This is a genomic window from Isoptericola haloaureus (genome assembly GCF_036689775.1).
In the GTDB taxonomy this organism is placed as follows: domain Bacteria; phylum Actinomycetota; class Actinomycetes; order Actinomycetales; family Cellulomonadaceae; genus Isoptericola; species Isoptericola haloaureus.
Genome location: NZ_JBAGLP010000116.1, coordinates 267,466 through 282,811 on the forward strand (window position 1 = coordinate 267,466; position 15,346 = coordinate 282,811).

Sequence of the window (15,346 nt, forward strand, 5' to 3'; positions counted from 1 at the left end):
TATACATATCTATGCACCCTGCACTGAACCTATTCGGCTAGGTGTCCACGGACCGGAACATCACGTGCAGTCCCACGTCGCCGTGGGCCGGGCTGCGGAACGCGCCCGGCACGGTCCCCACCGTCCGCCACCCCAGGGAGTGCCACAACCGCACGGCGGCGGTGTTGGTCTCGACGACCGCGTTGAACTGGATGCCGCGGTAGCCCTCGGCACGGTGCCAGGCGATCACGTGCTCGGCCAGCGCACGGGCGACGCCGCGCCCCCGTGCGGCCGGCGCGACCATGAACGCCGCGGTGCCGACGTGGTCGCCGTGCCCGGGCTTGTTCGGGCCCATGCGGGCCGTCCCCAGGACCGCGCCGCCGGCCTCCGCGAGCACCGTGCGGGCGGGTGGCGCAGCCAGCCACAGGTCGCGCGCCTCGTCGCTCGTCAGGTCCGTGGGATAGGTGTACGTCTCCCCCTCGCGCACGACCGGTTCGACGATCCGCCACAGGGCGGGCCAGTCGTCCGGGCGGGCCGTCCGGATCGTCAGGGGCGGCGCACCGGGTGAGGGGTCGGTGATCACGGCCCCATCGTGGCACGCCGGACGGTCCGGGTCGCGGCTACGGTCGCCCCATGACGACCGACCCCGCCGTGCTCGCCGAGTACGAGTCGCGGGCACGCACCTACGACGCCAGCGCCGTGCACCGCGCGCTGGCGGGCGCCGTCGTGGACTTCGCCCGGCCCGACGGCGCCGGCACCGTCGTGGACGTCGCCACAGGCACCGGGCTAGTGCTGCGGATCCTCGCGCGGCGGTCGCCGTCGGCGCGGACGGTCGGCCTCGACCTCGCCCCGTCCATGCTCGCCGTCGCCCGCGACGCACTCCCGCGCGCCACCCTGCTCCGCGCCGACGCCGCCGCGCTCCCCCTGGCCGACGGCTGCGCCGACCTCGTCACCTGCGTCACGGCGCTGCACCTCCTGCCCGACCCGACGCCCGTCCTGCGCGAGTGGGCGCGCGTGCTGCGCCCCGGCGGGCGCGCGGTCACGGCCACGTTCCGGATCGCGGACCGCCCGGCGGGTTCCCGCGGCTTCCCCACGTTCCACACGCGGACGGCCTCGCCGGCCGCGCTCGCCCGGACCGTCGCGCCCGCGGGCCTGCGCGTGACGCGGCACCGCACCTGGGACCACGACAGCGGCGACTCGCTGCTCCTGGCCGAGCTCGAGCCGGTCCCCCGCACCGCCTGACGTCGTAGGCTCGAGCCATGCGTGCAGTGGTGGCCCGCGCCGCGGGTGGTCCCGAGGTCCTGGAGTACACCGAACGTCCCGACCCCACGCCCGGTCCGGACGACCTGCTCGTGCGGGTCGCCGCCGCCGGCGTCAACTTCATCGACACCTACCGGCGGTCGGGCACCTACCCGATGGAGTTCCCGCACGTCGTGGGCGTCGAGGGTGCCGGTGAGGTGGAGGCGGTCGGCGACGACGTCGTCGGGTTCGCCGTCGGCGATCGCGTCGCGTGGCACGCCGCACCCGGCTCGTACGCCGAGCTGGCCCGCGTCCCGGCCGCGGGCGCCGTGCACGTCCCGGCCGAGCTGGACCTCACGACGGCGGCCGCCCTGCCCCTGCAGGGGATGACGGCGCACTACCTGGTCGCGTCCACGTTCGAGGTCGGGCCGGGGCACGACGTGCTGCTCACCGCCGGCGCGGGCGGTGTCGGGCTGCTGGCGACCCAGCTCGCCGTCGCCCGCGGCGGTCGCGTCCTGACGACCGTCTCCTCTCCCGAGAAGGCCGCCCTGTCGTCCGCCGCCGGGGCCGCGCACACCGTCGACTACGCCGCGATGGCGGACCTGACCACCGAGCTGCCCGCCGTCGTGCGCCGCCTGACCGACGGCGAGGGGGTGCACGTCGTCTACGACGGCGTCGGAGCGGCGACCTTCGACGCCTCCCTCGCCGCGCTGCGCCCCCGCGGCACGCTGGCGCTGTTCGGCGCCGCCTCGGGCCCCGTGCCGCCGGTCGACCCGCAACGCCTCAACGCGGCCGGATCCGTCTACCTGACCCGGCCCTCGCTCGTGCACTACACGGCCGGCCGGTCCGAGCTGGAGTGGCGGGCCGCCGAGGTGTTCGACGCCGCGGTGGCCGAGGACCTGGAGGTGCGGATCGGCGCGACGTACCCGCTGGCCGACGCCGCGCAGGCGCACCGTGCCCTGGAAGGACGCCGCACGACCGGCAAGGTGCTGCTCATCCCCTGAACCTCGGCGCCGGGGCGCGTAGCGTGGCGGCCATGACCTCCACCACCCCCGAGCGACCCGTGCGCGTCGCTGTCCAGCTCCAGCCCCAGCACGCCGACTACGGCCAGATCCGCGACGCCGTGCTGCGCGCCGAGGACCTGGGCGTCGACGTGGTCTTCAACTGGGACCACTTCTACCCGCTGTCCGGCGACCCCGACGGCAAGCACTTCGAGTGCTGGACCATGCTCGGTGCCTGGGCCGAGCAGACCGAGCGCGTCGAGATCGGCGCCCTGGTCACCGGCAACGGCTACCGCAACCCCGACCTGCTGGCCGACATGGCCCGCACCGTCGACCACGTCTCCGGCGGCCGGCTGATCCTCGGGATGGGGGCCGGCTGGTTCGAGAAGGACTACCGGGAGTTCGGCTACGAGTTCGGCACGGCCGGCTCGCGCATCGCCGGCCTGGCCGAGGCCATGCCGCGCCTCCGCCACCGGCTGGCCGTCGGCAACCCCGCGCCCACCCGCGAGATCCCGATCCTCATCGGTGGCGGCGGGGAGAAGAAGACCCTGCGGATCGTGGCCGAGCACGCGGACGTGTGGCACTCCTTCGGCGACGTCGACACGCTGCGCCGCAAGTCGGCGATCCTGGACGAGCACGGCGCCGCCGTCGGCCGGGACACCGCCCGGCTGGTCGAGCGCTCCGTCGGGGTCCACGGGGCGCCCGACGCGACCGGTCCCGACCTGGTCGCGGCCGGAGCGACCCTGCTGACGATCGGCGTCGGCGGCCCGGACTACGACCTCAGCACCGTCGCGGACTGGATCGCCTGGCGCGACGCCCAGGGCTGAGCGGTCAGCGCTCCGTGAGGGTCCGACGCAGCGGATCGTCGTCGCCGGCCGGCAGCACCCGCAGCCGGCGCGGCACGGCGGCCGTCGCCTCGGCGGCGACCGCCCGCAACGACTCCGGGGTGTCGTCGGAGACGCGCACGAACCAGCCCGAGCAGTCGTCGAGCTCGCCGCGGGCGAAGGCGACCGCGACGTCCACGGTGCGCTCCACGGGCGTCCACTCCGTGCGCCCCTCGTGGGTCCGCATCCCGGCGGTCATGTCCGTGGCCACCACGCCCGGCGCGAGCTCGAGCGTCCGCAGCCCCTGGTCGTGGCCCGTGGCGTGCAGCTGCTGGCCGAGGCGCATCAGCGCGGTCTTGGACAGGTTGTACGCGCTGGAGTAGGTCATGTCGTGCGAACCCGCCCCGCTGTTCAGGTCGATCACCCGGCCGCCCCCGCGGGCGAGCATCGCCGGCACGACGTTCCGCACGAGGAGGAACGGGCCGCGCAGGTTGGTGGCCATGACCGACCACCACTCCTCCGCGTCCGCCTCCCACACGGGGACCTCGGCGTCGATGCGCCCGGCGTTGTTGACCAGCAGGTCGATCGGGCCGAGCTCGTCCTCGGCACGGCCCACCGCGGCGGAGACGGCCCGCGGGTCCGTCACGTCGCACGGCAGGACGACCGCCGTCCGGCCGGCGGCCCGGACGAGCCCGGCGACCTCGGCCAGCCGGTCGGCGTCGCGGGCCAGCAGCGCCAGGTCGAGACCGGCCTCGGCCAGACCCAGCGCGACGGCCCGGCCGATGCCGCGCGTGGCCCCGGTGACCAGCGCGGTCCGCGCCGCGGGGACCTGGACCTGGTGCGACTCAGCCACGGAGGACCGCCCCGACGCGCTCGGCGGTGACGCGCACGACGCCGTCGCGGACGGCGCGCACGTCGTCGGCGGTCAGCGTCCGGTCCGCGGCACGCAACCGAACGGAGTAGGCCAGCGACTTCTTGCCCTCGCCGACCTGCTCGCCGGTGAAGAGGTCGAAGAGCTCCACGCGCTCGAGCAGGTCCCCGGCACCCGCCACGACCGCGGCCTCGACCTCGGCGGCCGGGACCCCGGCGTCGACGACGAGGGCGAAGTCCTCCTTGGCCGCGGGGAAGGCCGACACCGGCGCGGCCGTGCGGGGCGCCGTGTCCGCCGCCGCGACCAGCGCCGACAGGTCGAGCTCGAACGCGGCCGTGCGACGCGGCAGGCCGAGCTCCTCCAGGACCTTGGGGTGCAGCTCGCCGGCGTGACCCACGGTCCGCAGCGATCCGTCACCGTCGGCGACGGCGAACCGGGCGCACCGCCCGGGGTGCCACGGCATGTGCTCGGGGTCGTTCGCGACCACGACCTCCACGCCCACGAGGTCGGTCACCGTCCGGGCCGCCTCGACGGCGTCGGCCCAGTCGACGGGACGCCCCTCGCCCCACCAGCCGGCGGGCGCGCGGTTCCCGGCCAGGACGCCGGCGACACGGCGGGGCTGGTCCGGCGTGGCGGCGGCCAGCGCGTCGAGCTGGTCCGGCGTGGGCCGCACGCCCACCGGCAGCTGCGGGGCCGCCGGGGCGCCGTCGGCCGGGCGGGTCACCTGGCCGACCTCGAAGACGGCGACGTCGTCGATCCCGCGCGAGACGTTGCGTCGCGCGGTCTCGAGCAGGCTGACCAGCAGGTTGGTCCGCATCAGGGGACGGTCGTCCGCCAGCGGGTTCGCCAGCCGCAGCGCCCGGCGACGCGCGTCGTCGGCGGGCAGCCCGAGCGCGTCGAGGTCCTGCGGGCCGACGAACGGGTACGACAGCACCTCGACCAGGCCCGCGTCCGCGAGCGCCCGGGCGACCGACCGTCGCACACGCTGCTCGGGCGTCAGGCCCCGGCCGCCGGGGGCCGCCGGGAGCTCGGAGGCGATCTGGTCGTAGCCGGCGATGCGCACGACCTCCTCGACCAGGGCGGCCGGCTCCACCAGGTCCGGGCGCCAGGTCGGCGGGGTGACGGTCAGCGTCTCCTCGCCGGTCACCGTGCAGCCGATCTGCTCGAGGATGCCCACGACCTGCGCGCGCGAGTAGGACACGCCCGAGGTGCGCGCGGGCAGGTCGACGTCCATCTCGATCGGCGCGGGCGACGTGGTGGTGTCCAGGTCGCTCACCGCCGGGTCCGCGGTCCCGCCGCCGAGCTCGACGAGCAGGTCGACGACGCGCTGCGCGGCCACGGGCGCCAGCAGCGGGTCGACGCCGCGCTCGAAGCGCTTGGCCGCCTCGGAGGGCAGCTTGTGCCGGCGTGCGGTGCGGGCGACGGTGACCTGGTCGAAGTGCGCGGCCTCGACGAGGACGTCGGTCGTCGCGTCGGACACCTCCGACGAGGCCCCGCCCATGACGCCGGCCAGGCCCAGCACGCGTGCCCCCCGGGCGCCGTCGGGCGAGTCGGTGATGAGCAGGTCCTCGGCGTGCAGGGCGCGGTCGACGTCGTCGAGGGTGGTAAGGCGCTCCCCCGGCGTGGCCCGGCGGACCACGATCGGCGCGGCGACCTGGGCGAGGTCGTAGGCGTGCAGCGGCTGGCCCAGGTCGAGCATCACGTAGTTCGTGACGTCCACGGCGAGCGAGATCGACCGCATGCCCGAGCCCTCGAGCCGGCGCTTCATCCAGGGCGGGGTGGGCGCGGCCGGGTCGATGCCGCGCACGACGCGCGTGACGAACCGGTCGCAGCCGACCTGCCCGTCGATCGGGGCGGCGTCGTCGACCTCGACGGCGAAGCCGTCGTCCGTGGCGGCCGGCGGCGCCGTCGGCAGCGCGTCCGGTCGGCCGCGATCGGTGAACGCGGCGCCCGTGGAGTGGGCGTACTCGCGCGCCACGCCCCGGTAGCTGAACGCATAGCCGCGGTCCGGGGTGACGTTGATCTCGAGCACCTCGTCCCCGAGTCCGAGGAGCGCGACCGCGTCCTGGCCGGGCGTGAGGTCCGCGGCGTCGAAGCCGGCCTCCGTCAGCACCAGGATGCCGGCGTGGTCCTCGCCCAGACCGAGCTCCTTGGTCGAGCAGATCATCCCGTCCGAGACGTGCCCATAAGTCTTGCGCGAGGCGATCGCGAACCCGCCCGGCAGCACCGTGCCGGGCAGCGAGACCACGACCAGGTCCCCGACGCCGAAGTTGTGCGCGCCGCACACGACGCCCCGCGCTCCCCCGGCGGGCACGTCGGCGTCGTCGATGCCCGCGATCTGCGCCGCGTTGTGCTCGCCGCCGACGTCGACCAGGCACCAGTTGATCGTCTTGCCGTTCTTCTGCTCCTCGGGGGTCAGCTCGAGGACGCGGCCCACCACGAGCGGCCCGGTGACCGCGGCGGGGTGGATCTCCTCCTCCTCCAGGCCGACCCGGACGAGGTCGGCGGCGAGCTGCTCGGCGCTCAGGTCCGCGGGCAGCTCGACGTGGTCGGCGAGCCAGTCAGCAACGATGCGGGGCATCAGATCTCCGTCCCGAACTGCATGGAGAAGCGCACGTCGCCCTCCACGATGTCGTGCATGTCAGCGATAGAGTGGCGGAGCATCAGCGTGCGCTCGATCCCCATGCCGAACGCGAACCCGGAGTACTCCTCCGGGTCGACGCCGGCGGCCCGCAGCACGTTGGGGTGCACCATGCCGCAGCCGCCCCACTCGATCCAGCCGGCCCCACCCTTCTTCTGCGGGAACCACAGGTCCATCTCGGCGCTGGGTTCGGTGAACGGGAAGAAGCTCGGCCGCAGGCGGGTCTTGGCCTCCGGCCCGAACATCGCCCGGGCGAAGGCGTCCAGCGTGCCGACGAGGTTGGCCATCGTCAGTCCCTTGTCCACGGCGAGGCCCTCGACCTGGTGGAACACCGGAGTGTGCGTGGCGTCCAGGGCGTCGGTGCGGAACACCTTGCCCGGGCAGGCGATGTAGAGCGGCACGCCGCGCGCCAGCAGGGAGCGCGCCTGCACCGGCGAGGTGTGCGTGCGCAGCACCAGGTTCGGCGCCGCGGACGGATCCTCCCCGGCACCCGCGCCGTCGGTGCCGGGCCCGTCGGTGCCCGCGACGTAGAAAGTGTCCTGCATCTGCCGGGCCGGGTGGTCGGGCCCGAAGTTGAGGGCGTCGAAGTTGAACCACTCGGCCTCGACCTCGGGACCGTCCGCGATCTCCCACCCCATCCCGACGAAGAAGTCGGCGACGCGCTCCTGGACGAGCTCGATCGGGTGCCGGGCACCGACCGGGGCCCGGTGCGTCGGGAGGGTGACGTCCACGGTCTCCTCGACCAGCACGCGGGCGTCCCGCTCGGCCTCGAGCTCAGTCTGGCGGGCGGCCAGCGCCTGGTTGATCCGTCCGCGCCGGGGGCCGACGTTCTTGCCGGCCGCGGCCTTGTCGGGGCCGGGCAAGCCGCCGATGGCACGGTTCGCCAGGGCCAGCGGGCTCCTGTCACCGGTGTGCCGGGTACGGACGGTCTTCAGCTCGTCGAGCTGGGTCGCTGCGGCGACGTCGGCCAGCGCGGCGTCCACCGCCGCGTCCAGGGCGGCGACGTCCAGCGGGTCGGGCAGCGGTTCGGGCGCAGTCATGCGTGCCTTCCTGCGTGGTGGGAGAGCGGCACCGCACAGTCTATGGTCACCCGAGGGGCAGCACCGCGACGTCCTCGTGGGCCGGACCGCCGGAACGACCCGCCCCGAGGCGCGAGGCGACCACGTGCACGGTACGGACCGGCCAGGTCGGGCCCCGGTAGACCGCCAGCGCGCGGGCCCAGCGGGCGAACGGCGTCGCCGGGTCCGCCTCGCGCGCGGCGCCTCGGCCGCGTCCGTTCCGGTCCCTGCCCCGCCGCGCGGCCGAGACCCTCGCCACGGTCAGGTGGGGGCGGCCGCCGGCCCGGTCGGCGCCCGCGATCCCCACGGCGTCCGCCGCGCGGGCCACCTCGTGCGACAGCGCCCGCAGCCGGTCCACCTCACCGCCGACGCCGACCCACAGCGTGCGCCCCCCGAACGTGCCGCTGCCGACCAGCGCCGTCTCGAACGGCGCCGCGCGGGCCACCACCGTGGCGAGCTCGTCGACGTAGTCCTCCACGGCCCCGTCGGGGACCTCCCCGTGGAAGGCGAGCGTCACGTGGCGCTGCGCGGACGGGACCCAGCGCAGCCCGCTGCCCGGTGCGGACGCCGACGGTCCTCCGACCCCGCCCAGCGCCAGGTCGAGGTGCTCGAGCGCCTCCCGGGGCGGGTACACCGCCGTGAACAGTCGCACCCGCCGATGGTACGGCGGCCTCCGTGCCCGGTCGTCCGTGTCGGGGTGGCGGGAGGCGGCTGCGTCGGTCCGGATCGGCCCGGCGAAAAAAAGATCGATCCGTCTGCATCCGATCCGCGCCCCGACGCCGAACACCCGGGTGTCATGGCCCCGAAGGAGAGGAAAGACCCATGAAGCGCATCGCCATCGCCGGAGTGTCCGCGGCGCTCGCCGCCCTGGCCACGGTCGGATCCGCCGGTTCGGCCTCCGCCGCCGCCCCGGTCGGAGCGGGAGACGGCGGCAAGCCGACCGGCGTCGCCTGCCAGCAGTTCGGCATCGGCGTGCTCCAGGACACCGGCGTCCTGAGCAGCGTGGCCGCGAACGGGCTGGAGTGGCCGATCGGAAGCGGCGACTACCTGCCGTTCAGCACGGTGCTGAACATCCACCGTACGGACCCCGGCACCGCGAACGTCGTCCTCAAGGCCTACGCGGACGTGCTGCTGCCCGGCGCGGACGTCGACGCTGCGATCGACGCCGCCTGCCCGGCCTGATCCCGGGCCCATCGACCGGCCGAGGGCCCCGCGTGTTCGTCCCACGCGGGGCCCTCGGTCATGTCCGGGGTCGGACGCCTCAGCGGTGGGCGCGTCCCGAGGCATAGAGGCAGACCGTCGCGGCCGTCGCCAGGTTGAGCGACTCGGCCTGCCCGCGGATCGGGACGCGGACGACGGCGTCGGCCAGCGCGCGGTCCGGCGCCGGCAGTCCCCACGCCTCGTTGCCGAAGACCCAGGCCGTGCCGCACGCCAGGTCCGGCACGTCCGCGGCGTCGCTGCCGGCGACGTCGAGCAGGTCGTCGAGGTCGTACCGGCCGGTGCCGTCGGCGGCGAGCACGGTGCAGTCCGCGGCGCGGGCCGCGTCGACGGCCTGCGCCAGCGTCACCCCCGTCACGACCGGCAGGTGGAAGAGCGACCCCGCGGTGGAGCGGACGACCTTCGGGTTGTGGACGTCGACGCTGTCGCCGGCCAGCACCACCAGGTCCGCCCCGGCGGCGTCGGCGGCGCGGATCACGGTGCCGGCGTTGCCCGGGTCCCGCACCGAGGCCAGCACGGCCACGAGCAGGGCGCGGTCGGGCGACCCGGCCGTGGCGAGCGCGGTCGTCAGCTCGGGAGCCCGGGCGCGGACGACGGCGAGCACGCCCTGGGCGTCGGCGCTCATGGCGTCGAGCACCTCGGGGGTCCCGACGTGGACGTAGAGGTCGGCGTGCTGCGCCGCGTCGAGGATCTCCGGATGGCGGCGGGCAGCGGCCGCGGTGACGTAGAGGTCGCGCACGTCCTGCGGGGCGTGCCGCACGACCTCCCGGACGCCCTGCGGGCCCTCGACGAGGAACTGGCCGTGCTTGGACCGAGCAGAACGCCCGGACAGCGCCCTGACCTGCTTGACGCGACCTGCTCGCGGGTTGGCGAGCGTCACGTCGGGGATGCGGGGCATCGGCAGGCGGGCTGTCCGGGCGTCCTGGGTGACCGAGCGAGTGCTCAGGCGGCCTTCGGCGCGTTGACGTCCTGGGGCAGGGCGTCCTTGGCGACCTGGACCAGCGCGTTGAACGCGGCGGTGTCGTTGACCGCGAGCTCGGCGAGCATGCGACGGTCGACCTCGACGCCCGCGGCCTTGAGGCCCTGGACGAACCGGTTGTAGGTCAGACCCTGCTGGCGGGCCGCAGCGTTGATGCGCTGGATCCACAGCTTGCGGAAGTCGCCCTTCTTGGCCTTCCGGTCACGGTACGAGTAGACGAAGGAGTGGGTGACCTGCTCCTTGGCCTTGCGGTACAGACGGGAACGCTGGCCGCGGTAGCCGCTGGCGCGCTCGAGGGTCGTACGGCGCTTCTTGTGGGCGTTGACCGCCCGCTTCACGCGTGCCACGTGATGCTCCTTGCAGTTCGGGTCGACAAGCGATCTCGGCGGCCGGGGCCGCCGACAGGATCACTTACCGAGCATCTTCTTGATTCGCTGGACGTCGGCCTTGGCCACCGGCTCGTCGGAGGCCAGCCGGCGGGTGCGCTTGGTCGGCTTGTGCTCGAACAGGTGGCGACGGTTCGCCTGCTCGCGCATGAGCTTGCCCTTGCCGGTCGTCCGGAAGCGCTTCTTGGCGCCGGAGTGCGTCTTGTTCTTCGGCATGACTGCCGTCTCTCCTCGTGTCGGTCACCCGCCCGGAGGCGGGGACGTGGTGCTGACCGGGGCCGGTGGGGCCGGCCCGGTGTCAGGTGGTTCGTGCGGCGATCAGCCCTGGCGCGGACCGGGCTTCGGACCCGGCTTGGGTCCGGACGCACCGGCGCCGGACTCGGAGACCGTCGGCTCCGGGGCCGGCTCCGAGGCCACCTCCGGTGCCTCCTCCGGCTCGGGCTGGCCTTCCGCGGCGCGCCGCTCGGCCTTGACCTCCGACTTGGTCTTGCGCTGGGCGTTGACCTCGGCGGACCGCTTGCGCTGCTCGCTCTTGGCCTCGGACTTCTTCTTGACCGGTCCGAGGACCATGGTCATGTTGCGCCCGTCCTGCTTCGGCATCGACTCGACGAAACCGAGCTCGGAGACGTCGTCCGCGAGCCGCTGCAGCAGGCGCACGCCGGCCTCCGGGCGGGACTGCTCACGACCACGGAACATGATCATGACCTTGACCTTGTCGCCGGCCGAGAGGAACCGCTCGACGTGCCCCTTCTTGGTGGCGTAGTCGTGCGGGTCGATCTTGAGGCGGAAGCGGATCTCCTTCAGGAGGGTGTTCGCCTGCTTGCGCCGCGCCTCGCGCGCCTTCATGTCCGACTCGTACTTGTACTTGCCGAAGTCCATGAGCTTGGCGACGGGAGGACGGGCTGCCGGGGCGACCTCGACGAGGTCGAGGTCCGCGTCCTGGGCAAGCTTCAGGGCGACTCCCGTGGCGACCACGCCGACCTGTTCCCCGCCCGGGCCGATGAGCCGGACCTCGGGGACGCGGATCCGGTCGTTGATGCGAGGCTCGCTGATGGTGATGCTCCTAGGTGCTCGTCGTGACGACCGTCAGGTACGGGAAAGGCCCCCGACCCGAGGAGCAGGTGGAGGCCATCGATACCGTCCGTCCGTGGCGTACGCCGACGAACGACCGTGGTGGGACGACGTCGCGCCGTCCGACCGGACCCGGCCCCTGTCGGCGACTGCCTGTCGGTGCTCGGGTGGGATGATCTCCACTTGCATGCACCCGGCCACTGGGCAGCCGGGTCGGTCGACCACCGACTGTAGCACGGAACCCCCCGCGCCCGGCGAGCACCCGAGGTGTCGACTCGGTCACGCCGCCGCGCCCCCCGAAGACTGGAATCATTCCAGAGAACAGCCTAGGGTGGTTGCCATGAGCACCACACCGGTCGACACGTCGACGGAGCGCCGCCTGCTGCGCGACGCCGGTCTGCGCGTGACCGGTGTGCGCCTCGCCGTCCTGCGCGCGCTCGGCGAGCACCAGCACTCGACGGCCGACACCGTGGTGCGGGCCGTGCGCGCCGAGCTCGGCTCCGCCTCGGTGCAGGCGGTCTACGACTCCCTGCACACCCTGACCGACGCCGACCTGCTGCGCCGCGTGGAGCCCGCCGGGCACCCCGCACGCTACGAGCGACGGGTCGGCGACAACCACCACCACGTGGTCTGCCGCGGGTGCGGCGCCGTCGCCGACGTCGACTGCGCCGTCGGGCCGGCTCCCTGCCTCGTGCCCGGCGACGCCCACGGCTTCTCCGTCGACCTCGCCGAGGTGACGTTCTGGGGCATGTGCCCCGCGTGCACCGACGCCTCCTGAAAGATCCCCCGAGAAAGGACGTCCCCCATGACGACCCCCCACACGACGACGCAGACCGGCAGCCCGGTCGCGAGCGACCAGTACTCGCTCACCGTCGGCGCCGACGGCCCCACCGTGCTGCACGACCGCTACCTGGTCGAGAAGCTCGCGTCCTTCAACCGCGAGCGCGTCCCCGAGCGCAACCCGCACGCCAAAGGCGGCGGCGCGTTCGGCGAGTTCGTGGTCACCGAGGACGTCTCGCAGTACACCTCCGCCGCCGTGTTCCAGCCGGGTGCGACCTCCGAGACCCTGCTGCGGTTCTCGTCCGTGGCCGGCGAGCAGGGCTCCCCCGACACCTGGCGCGACGTGCGCGGGTTCGCGCTGCGTTTCTACACGGAAGAGGGCAACCTCGACGTCGTCGGCAACAACACGCCGGTGTTCTTCCTGCGCGACGCGATGAAGTTCCCGGACTTCATCCACTCCCAGAAGCGTCTCGGTGCCTCCGGGCTGCGGGACGCGGACATGCAGTGGGACTTCTGGACCCTGTCGCCCGAGTCCGCCCACCAGGTCACCTACCTCATGGGTGACCGTGGGCTGTCGCGGTCGTGGCGGCACCTCAACGGCTACGGCTCGCACACCTACCAGTGGATCAACGCCGAGGGCGAGCGCTTCTGGGTGCAGTACCACTTCATCGCGAAGCAGGGCGTCGAGATGATGAGCAACGCCGACGCCGAGCGCATCGCCGGCGAGGACGCGGACTACTACCGCCGCGACCTGTACGAGGCGATCGAGCGCGGCGAGCACCCCTCGTGGGACGTCAAGGTCCAGGTCATGCCGTACGAGGACGCCAAGACCTACCGGTTCAACCCGTTCGACATGACGAAGGTCTGGCCGCACGCGGACTACCCGCTCATCAAGGTCGGGACGTTCACCCTGAACCGCAACCCGCGCAACTTCTTCGCGGAGATCGAGCAGGCCGCGTTCTCCCCGGGCAACCAGGTGCCCGGCACCGACATCTCGCCCGACAAGATGCTCATGGCGCGCGTGTTCTCGTACAACGACGCGCACCGCCACCGCATCGGCGCGAACTTCAACCAGCTGCCGGTGAACCAGCCGCACGCCTCCGAGGTGCACACCTACATGCACCAGGGACCGATGCAGTACCACTTCAACGGTCCCGAGCACCCGGTCTACACGCCGAACTCGTTCGGCGGCCCCGCCGCGGACCCGACGCGCGCCTCCGAGGGGAGCTGGGAGACCGACGGCGAGCTCATGCGCTCGGCCTACACGCTGCACGCCGAGGACGACGACTTCGGCCAGGCCGGCACCCTGTACCGCGAGGTCTTCGACGACGCGGCCAAGGCGCGCTTCCTCGAGACGCTGACCGGCCAGGGCAAGGCCATCACGATCGACGAGATCCGTGAGCGGTTCTTCCAGTACTGGACGAACGTGGACGCCGAGCTCGGGGCGAAGCTGCGCTCCGAGGTCGCCGCGTGACGCGCACGCGCTGACGTCCCGGGGGCGCCGTCGGCGCCGGATCTCGCCGGCGTCGCCCCCGCACCGAGGCCGGACCCGCACGCGCGGGTCCGGCCTCGGTCGTCCGGGCGCCGGGAGGTGCCAAGATGGACCCCATGAACGCCAGCACCGACCCCCTCGACGCGACCGGGGCCACGCGCGACATCGCCGACGTGGCCGCCGTCGAGGTCATCACCACCTCCGCGGTCCACCTCATGAGCGCCGCGGCGGTCAAGTGCGGCCTCGCCGCCGAGGACGACGCCCCCGAGCACCTCGACCTCGACGAGGCCCGCAAGCTCATCACCGCCCTGGCCGCGCTCGTCACGGCCAGCGCCCCCGACATCGGGAACCAGCACGCCCGCTCGCTGCGCGACGGCCTGCGCTCCCTGCAGCTCGCCTTCCGCGAGGCCTCCGTCGTCCCGGACGCCCCCGGCGAGGGGCCCGGGGAGGCTTTCACGGGCTCCGTCGTCTGACATGACCTCCCCCACGCCGTCCTGGGAGGCCGCGGGGCCGGTGCACCGGCCCGAGGACCCCGCACCGGGACGTCGCGCGCCCCGCCGTCCCGGCCGCGGGGCGCGCGTCACCGCCGTGGTCCTCGGGATCGCCCTCATCGTGACCCTCGCGACCGCGGGCTACCTGTGGCAGACCACGACGGCCTGGGAGGACCACGCCGCCGAGTGGGAGTCGGAGGCTCAGCGGTACGCCGACGAGGTCGCGGCGCTGCAGGCCGAGCTCGACGGCGTCACGGCCGAGCTCGTCGCGGCCCGTGAGCAGCTCGACACGGCCACCGAGCGGATCACCGAGCTGGCCGACGAGAAGGCACAGCTCGGCGACGAGAACGTCGCCAGCCAGCAGTACCTCGACTACCAGCGCCGGGTCAGCGAGGCCGCGGGGGTCGTGGCCACGGCGCTCGAGCAGTGCACCCAGGCCCAGTTCCAGCTCATCGGCTACCTGGAGAACCGGGAGGCCTACGACCCGGCCGACCTCGACCGGTTCGGCGACGACGTGCAGGCGCTGTGCGACGAGGCCGGCGAGGCCAACGAGCAGCTGCAGCAGGAGCTGGCCCAGTGAGAGCGCCGGTGCGGGGCGCCCTGGCGGCGGCGGGCGTCGCCGTCGTCGCGGCGTGCGGCACGCTGCCGGACATGCCCCCGTCGGTGCCGACCGACATCGTCCCGAGCGTGGCGGCACCGTCGCTGGACGCCGCCGAGTCCGGACGACTCTCCCCCGACGGCTTCGACGCCGTGCAGCGCATGGCGGTGCGGATCCGCAACGTGGGCTGCGAGGGGCTGTCCACCGGGTCCGGGTTCGCCCTCGACGCCACGACGCTGATCACCAACCGGCACGTCGTGGCGGACTCGGAGTCGTTGCAGGTCAACACCTACGACGGCCGCGACATCGACGTCTCGGCGGCGAGCACCGCGACGCTCGCCGACCTCGCCGTGGTGCGCACCGAGGACGAGCTGCCGTCCTCCCCCGAGCTCGCCGAGGCGGACCCCGCGCCGGGTGCCCGGGTGAGCGTCGTCGGCTACCCGTCGGGCGGCAGGCTGACCGTGACCGCGGGCGAGGTGATCGGCACCACGACCGACCCGCTCAACGAGAACCTCGGCGAGGTGCTCGTCACCGACGCCCCCGTCGAGCCCGGGTCCTCCGGCTCCGCGGCGCTGGACGAGTCCGGCCGCGTCATCGGCGTGGTGTACGCCAAGACGACCGACGGACGCTCCCTGGTCGTGCCGCAGTCGACGCTGCGCGAGATGCTCGACGACACCAGCGCGTTCACGCCGCTGCCGGCCTGCTGAGGCCGACGCCG

The 15,346-nt window shown here is 73.9% G+C and carries 18 protein-coding genes; 9 read left to right on the forward strand and 9 right to left on the reverse strand.

All coding sequences use genetic code 11. The annotated features are described in order from the left end of the window. Positions 1-37: 37 nt before the first annotated feature. Entirely contained in the window at positions 38-562 is a 525-nt protein-coding gene (locus tag V5O49_RS06680) for a GNAT family N-acetyltransferase (protein ID WP_332901548.1), read from the reverse strand. Positions 563-612: 50 nt separating this feature from the next. Here V5O49_RS06680 and V5O49_RS06685 point away from each other — a divergent pair, with 50 nt between their 5' ends. From V5O49_RS06685 to V5O49_RS06695, 3 genes are read left to right on the forward strand one after another with little or no spacing between them, the layout of a single operon-like run. Next, positions 613-1,221, forward strand: coding sequence for a class I SAM-dependent methyltransferase (locus tag V5O49_RS06685; protein WP_332901549.1), 609 nt, complete (start codon positions 613-615; stop codon positions 1,219-1,221). A gap of 17 nt (positions 1,222-1,238) precedes the next feature. Next, positions 1,239-2,222, forward strand: a complete 984-nt coding sequence (locus tag V5O49_RS06690) for a quinone oxidoreductase family protein (protein ID WP_332901550.1) — start codon at positions 1,239-1,241, stop codon at positions 2,220-2,222. Positions 2,223-2,254: 32 nt separating this feature from the next. Then, positions 2,255-3,046, forward strand: coding sequence for an LLM class F420-dependent oxidoreductase (locus V5O49_RS06695; RefSeq protein ID WP_332901551.1), 792 nt, complete (start codon positions 2,255-2,257; stop codon positions 3,044-3,046). 4 nt (positions 3,047-3,050) lie between these two features. Here V5O49_RS06695 and V5O49_RS06700 read toward each other — a convergent pair whose 3' ends face one another. The 4 genes from V5O49_RS06700 to thpR are packed head-to-tail and all read right to left on the reverse strand — an operon-like array spanning position 3,051 to position 8,265. Next, complete coding sequence (locus V5O49_RS06700) at positions 3,051-3,896, reverse strand: SDR family NAD(P)-dependent oxidoreductase (RefSeq protein WP_332901552.1); 846 nt, start codon at positions 3,894-3,896, stop codon at positions 3,051-3,053. Continuing rightward, a complete protein-coding gene (gene pheT / locus V5O49_RS06705; protein ID WP_332901553.1) occupies positions 3,889-6,495 on the reverse strand; it encodes a phenylalanine--tRNA ligase subunit beta in 2,607 nt (868 codons plus the stop codon). The genes V5O49_RS06700 and pheT overlap by 8 nt, the downstream gene beginning before the upstream one ends. Next, complete coding sequence (gene pheS / locus V5O49_RS06710) at positions 6,495-7,595, reverse strand: phenylalanine--tRNA ligase subunit alpha (RefSeq protein ID WP_332901554.1); 1,101 nt, start codon at positions 7,593-7,595, stop codon at positions 6,495-6,497. The genes pheT and pheS overlap by 1 nt, the downstream gene beginning before the upstream one ends. A 46-nt stretch (positions 7,596-7,641) precedes the next feature. Further along, on the reverse strand, positions 7,642-8,265 hold the full coding sequence (thpR, locus tag V5O49_RS06715) for an RNA 2',3'-cyclic phosphodiesterase (protein WP_332901555.1): 624 nt from the start codon (positions 8,263-8,265) through the stop codon (positions 7,642-7,644). A gap of 170 nt (positions 8,266-8,435) precedes the next feature. Between thpR and V5O49_RS06720 the strand changes: the two genes are divergently transcribed. After that, positions 8,436-8,795: a hypothetical protein gene (locus V5O49_RS06720; protein ID WP_332901556.1), complete on the forward strand. Its 360-nt coding sequence runs from the start codon at positions 8,436-8,438 to the stop codon at positions 8,793-8,795. Positions 8,796-8,874: 79 nt separating this feature from the next. Here the strand turns inward: V5O49_RS06720 and V5O49_RS06725 are convergent, their stop codons facing one another. The 4 genes from V5O49_RS06725 to infC all read right to left on the reverse strand — a co-directional run bounded on the left by V5O49_RS06725 (position 8,875) and on the right by infC (position 11,255). After that, on the reverse strand, positions 8,875-9,729 hold the full coding sequence (locus V5O49_RS06725) for a TrmH family RNA methyltransferase (protein WP_332901557.1): 855 nt from the start codon (positions 9,727-9,729) through the stop codon (positions 8,875-8,877). 44 nt (positions 9,730-9,773) lie between these two features. After that, the gene (rplT, locus tag V5O49_RS06730; RefSeq protein ID WP_278237180.1) at positions 9,774-10,157 is read right to left on the reverse strand and encodes a 50S ribosomal protein L20; all 384 of its coding nucleotides are present in this window, start codon (positions 10,155-10,157) and stop codon (positions 9,774-9,776) included. Positions 10,158-10,217: 60 nt separating this feature from the next. After that, positions 10,218-10,412, reverse strand: a complete 195-nt coding sequence (rpmI, locus tag V5O49_RS06735; RefSeq protein WP_278237179.1) for a 50S ribosomal protein L35 — start codon at positions 10,410-10,412, stop codon at positions 10,218-10,220. 102 nt (positions 10,413-10,514) lie between these two features. Next, complete coding sequence (infC, locus tag V5O49_RS06740; RefSeq protein ID WP_332901775.1) at positions 10,515-11,255, reverse strand: translation initiation factor IF-3; 741 nt, start codon at positions 11,253-11,255, stop codon at positions 10,515-10,517. 352 nt (positions 11,256-11,607) lie between these two features. On the opposite strand from infC, the gene V5O49_RS06745 reads away from it, so the two are divergent. The 5 genes from V5O49_RS06745 to V5O49_RS06765 all read left to right on the forward strand — a co-directional run bounded on the left by V5O49_RS06745 (position 11,608) and on the right by V5O49_RS06765 (position 15,335). Continuing rightward, on the forward strand, positions 11,608-12,045 hold the full coding sequence (locus V5O49_RS06745) for a Fur family transcriptional regulator (protein WP_332901558.1): 438 nt from the start codon (positions 11,608-11,610) through the stop codon (positions 12,043-12,045). A gap of 27 nt (positions 12,046-12,072) precedes the next feature. Further along, positions 12,073-13,521 carry a catalase gene (locus V5O49_RS06750; RefSeq protein WP_332901559.1) on the forward strand — a complete coding sequence of 483 codons (1,449 nt, stop codon included), beginning with the start codon at positions 12,073-12,075 and terminating at the stop codon, positions 13,519-13,521. A 134-nt stretch (positions 13,522-13,655) separates the two neighbouring features. After that, entirely contained in the window at positions 13,656-14,012 is a 357-nt protein-coding gene (locus tag V5O49_RS06755) for a DUF1844 domain-containing protein (RefSeq protein WP_278237176.1), read from the forward strand. A 1-nt stretch (position 14,013) separates the two neighbouring features. Continuing rightward, positions 14,014-14,610, forward strand: coding sequence for a hypothetical protein (locus V5O49_RS06760; protein WP_332901560.1), 597 nt, complete (start codon positions 14,014-14,016; stop codon positions 14,608-14,610). Then, positions 14,607-15,335 carry a S1C family serine protease gene (locus tag V5O49_RS06765; RefSeq protein WP_332901561.1) on the forward strand — a complete coding sequence of 243 codons (729 nt, stop codon included), beginning with the start codon at positions 14,607-14,609 and terminating at the stop codon, positions 15,333-15,335. Before V5O49_RS06760 ends, V5O49_RS06765 begins: the two co-directional genes overlap by 4 nt. Positions 15,336-15,346: the final 11 nt, after the last annotated feature.

Excerpts from the sequence above, each read along its gene's own strand:
- V5O49_RS06760 (WP_332901560.1), top strand. The coding sequence starts at position 14,014 with ATGACCTCCCCCACGCCGTCCTGGGAGGCCGCGGGGCCGGTGCACCGG.
- V5O49_RS06685 (WP_332901549.1), top strand. The coding sequence starts at position 613 with ATGACGACCGACCCCGCCGTGCTCGCCGAGTACGAGTCGCGGGCACGC.
- V5O49_RS06750 (WP_332901559.1), top strand. The coding sequence starts at position 12,073 with ATGACGACCCCCCACACGACGACGCAGACCGGCAGCCCGGTCGCGAGC.
- rpmI (WP_278237179.1), bottom strand. The coding sequence starts at position 10,412 with ATGCCGAAGAACAAGACGCACTCCGGCGCCAAGAAGCGCTTCCGGACG.
- V5O49_RS06725 (WP_332901557.1), bottom strand. The coding sequence starts at position 9,729 with ATGCCCCGCATCCCCGACGTGACGCTCGCCAACCCGCGAGCAGGTCGC.
- V5O49_RS06695 (WP_332901551.1), top strand. The coding sequence starts at position 2,255 with ATGACCTCCACCACCCCCGAGCGACCCGTGCGCGTCGCTGTCCAGCTC.
- V5O49_RS06690 (WP_332901550.1), top strand. The coding sequence starts at position 1,239 with ATGCGTGCAGTGGTGGCCCGCGCCGCGGGTGGTCCCGAGGTCCTGGAG.
- pheS (WP_332901554.1), bottom strand. The coding sequence starts at position 7,595 with ATGACTGCGCCCGAACCGCTGCCCGACCCGCTGGACGTCGCCGCCCTG.
- V5O49_RS06745 (WP_332901558.1), top strand. The coding sequence starts at position 11,608 with ATGAGCACCACACCGGTCGACACGTCGACGGAGCGCCGCCTGCTGCGC.
- V5O49_RS06720 (WP_332901556.1), top strand. The coding sequence starts at position 8,436 with ATGAAGCGCATCGCCATCGCCGGAGTGTCCGCGGCGCTCGCCGCCCTG.
- pheT (WP_332901553.1), bottom strand. The coding sequence starts at position 6,495 with ATGCCCCGCATCGTTGCTGACTGGCTCGCCGACCACGTCGAGCTGCCC.
- V5O49_RS06755 (WP_278237176.1), top strand. The coding sequence starts at position 13,656 with ATGAACGCCAGCACCGACCCCCTCGACGCGACCGGGGCCACGCGCGAC.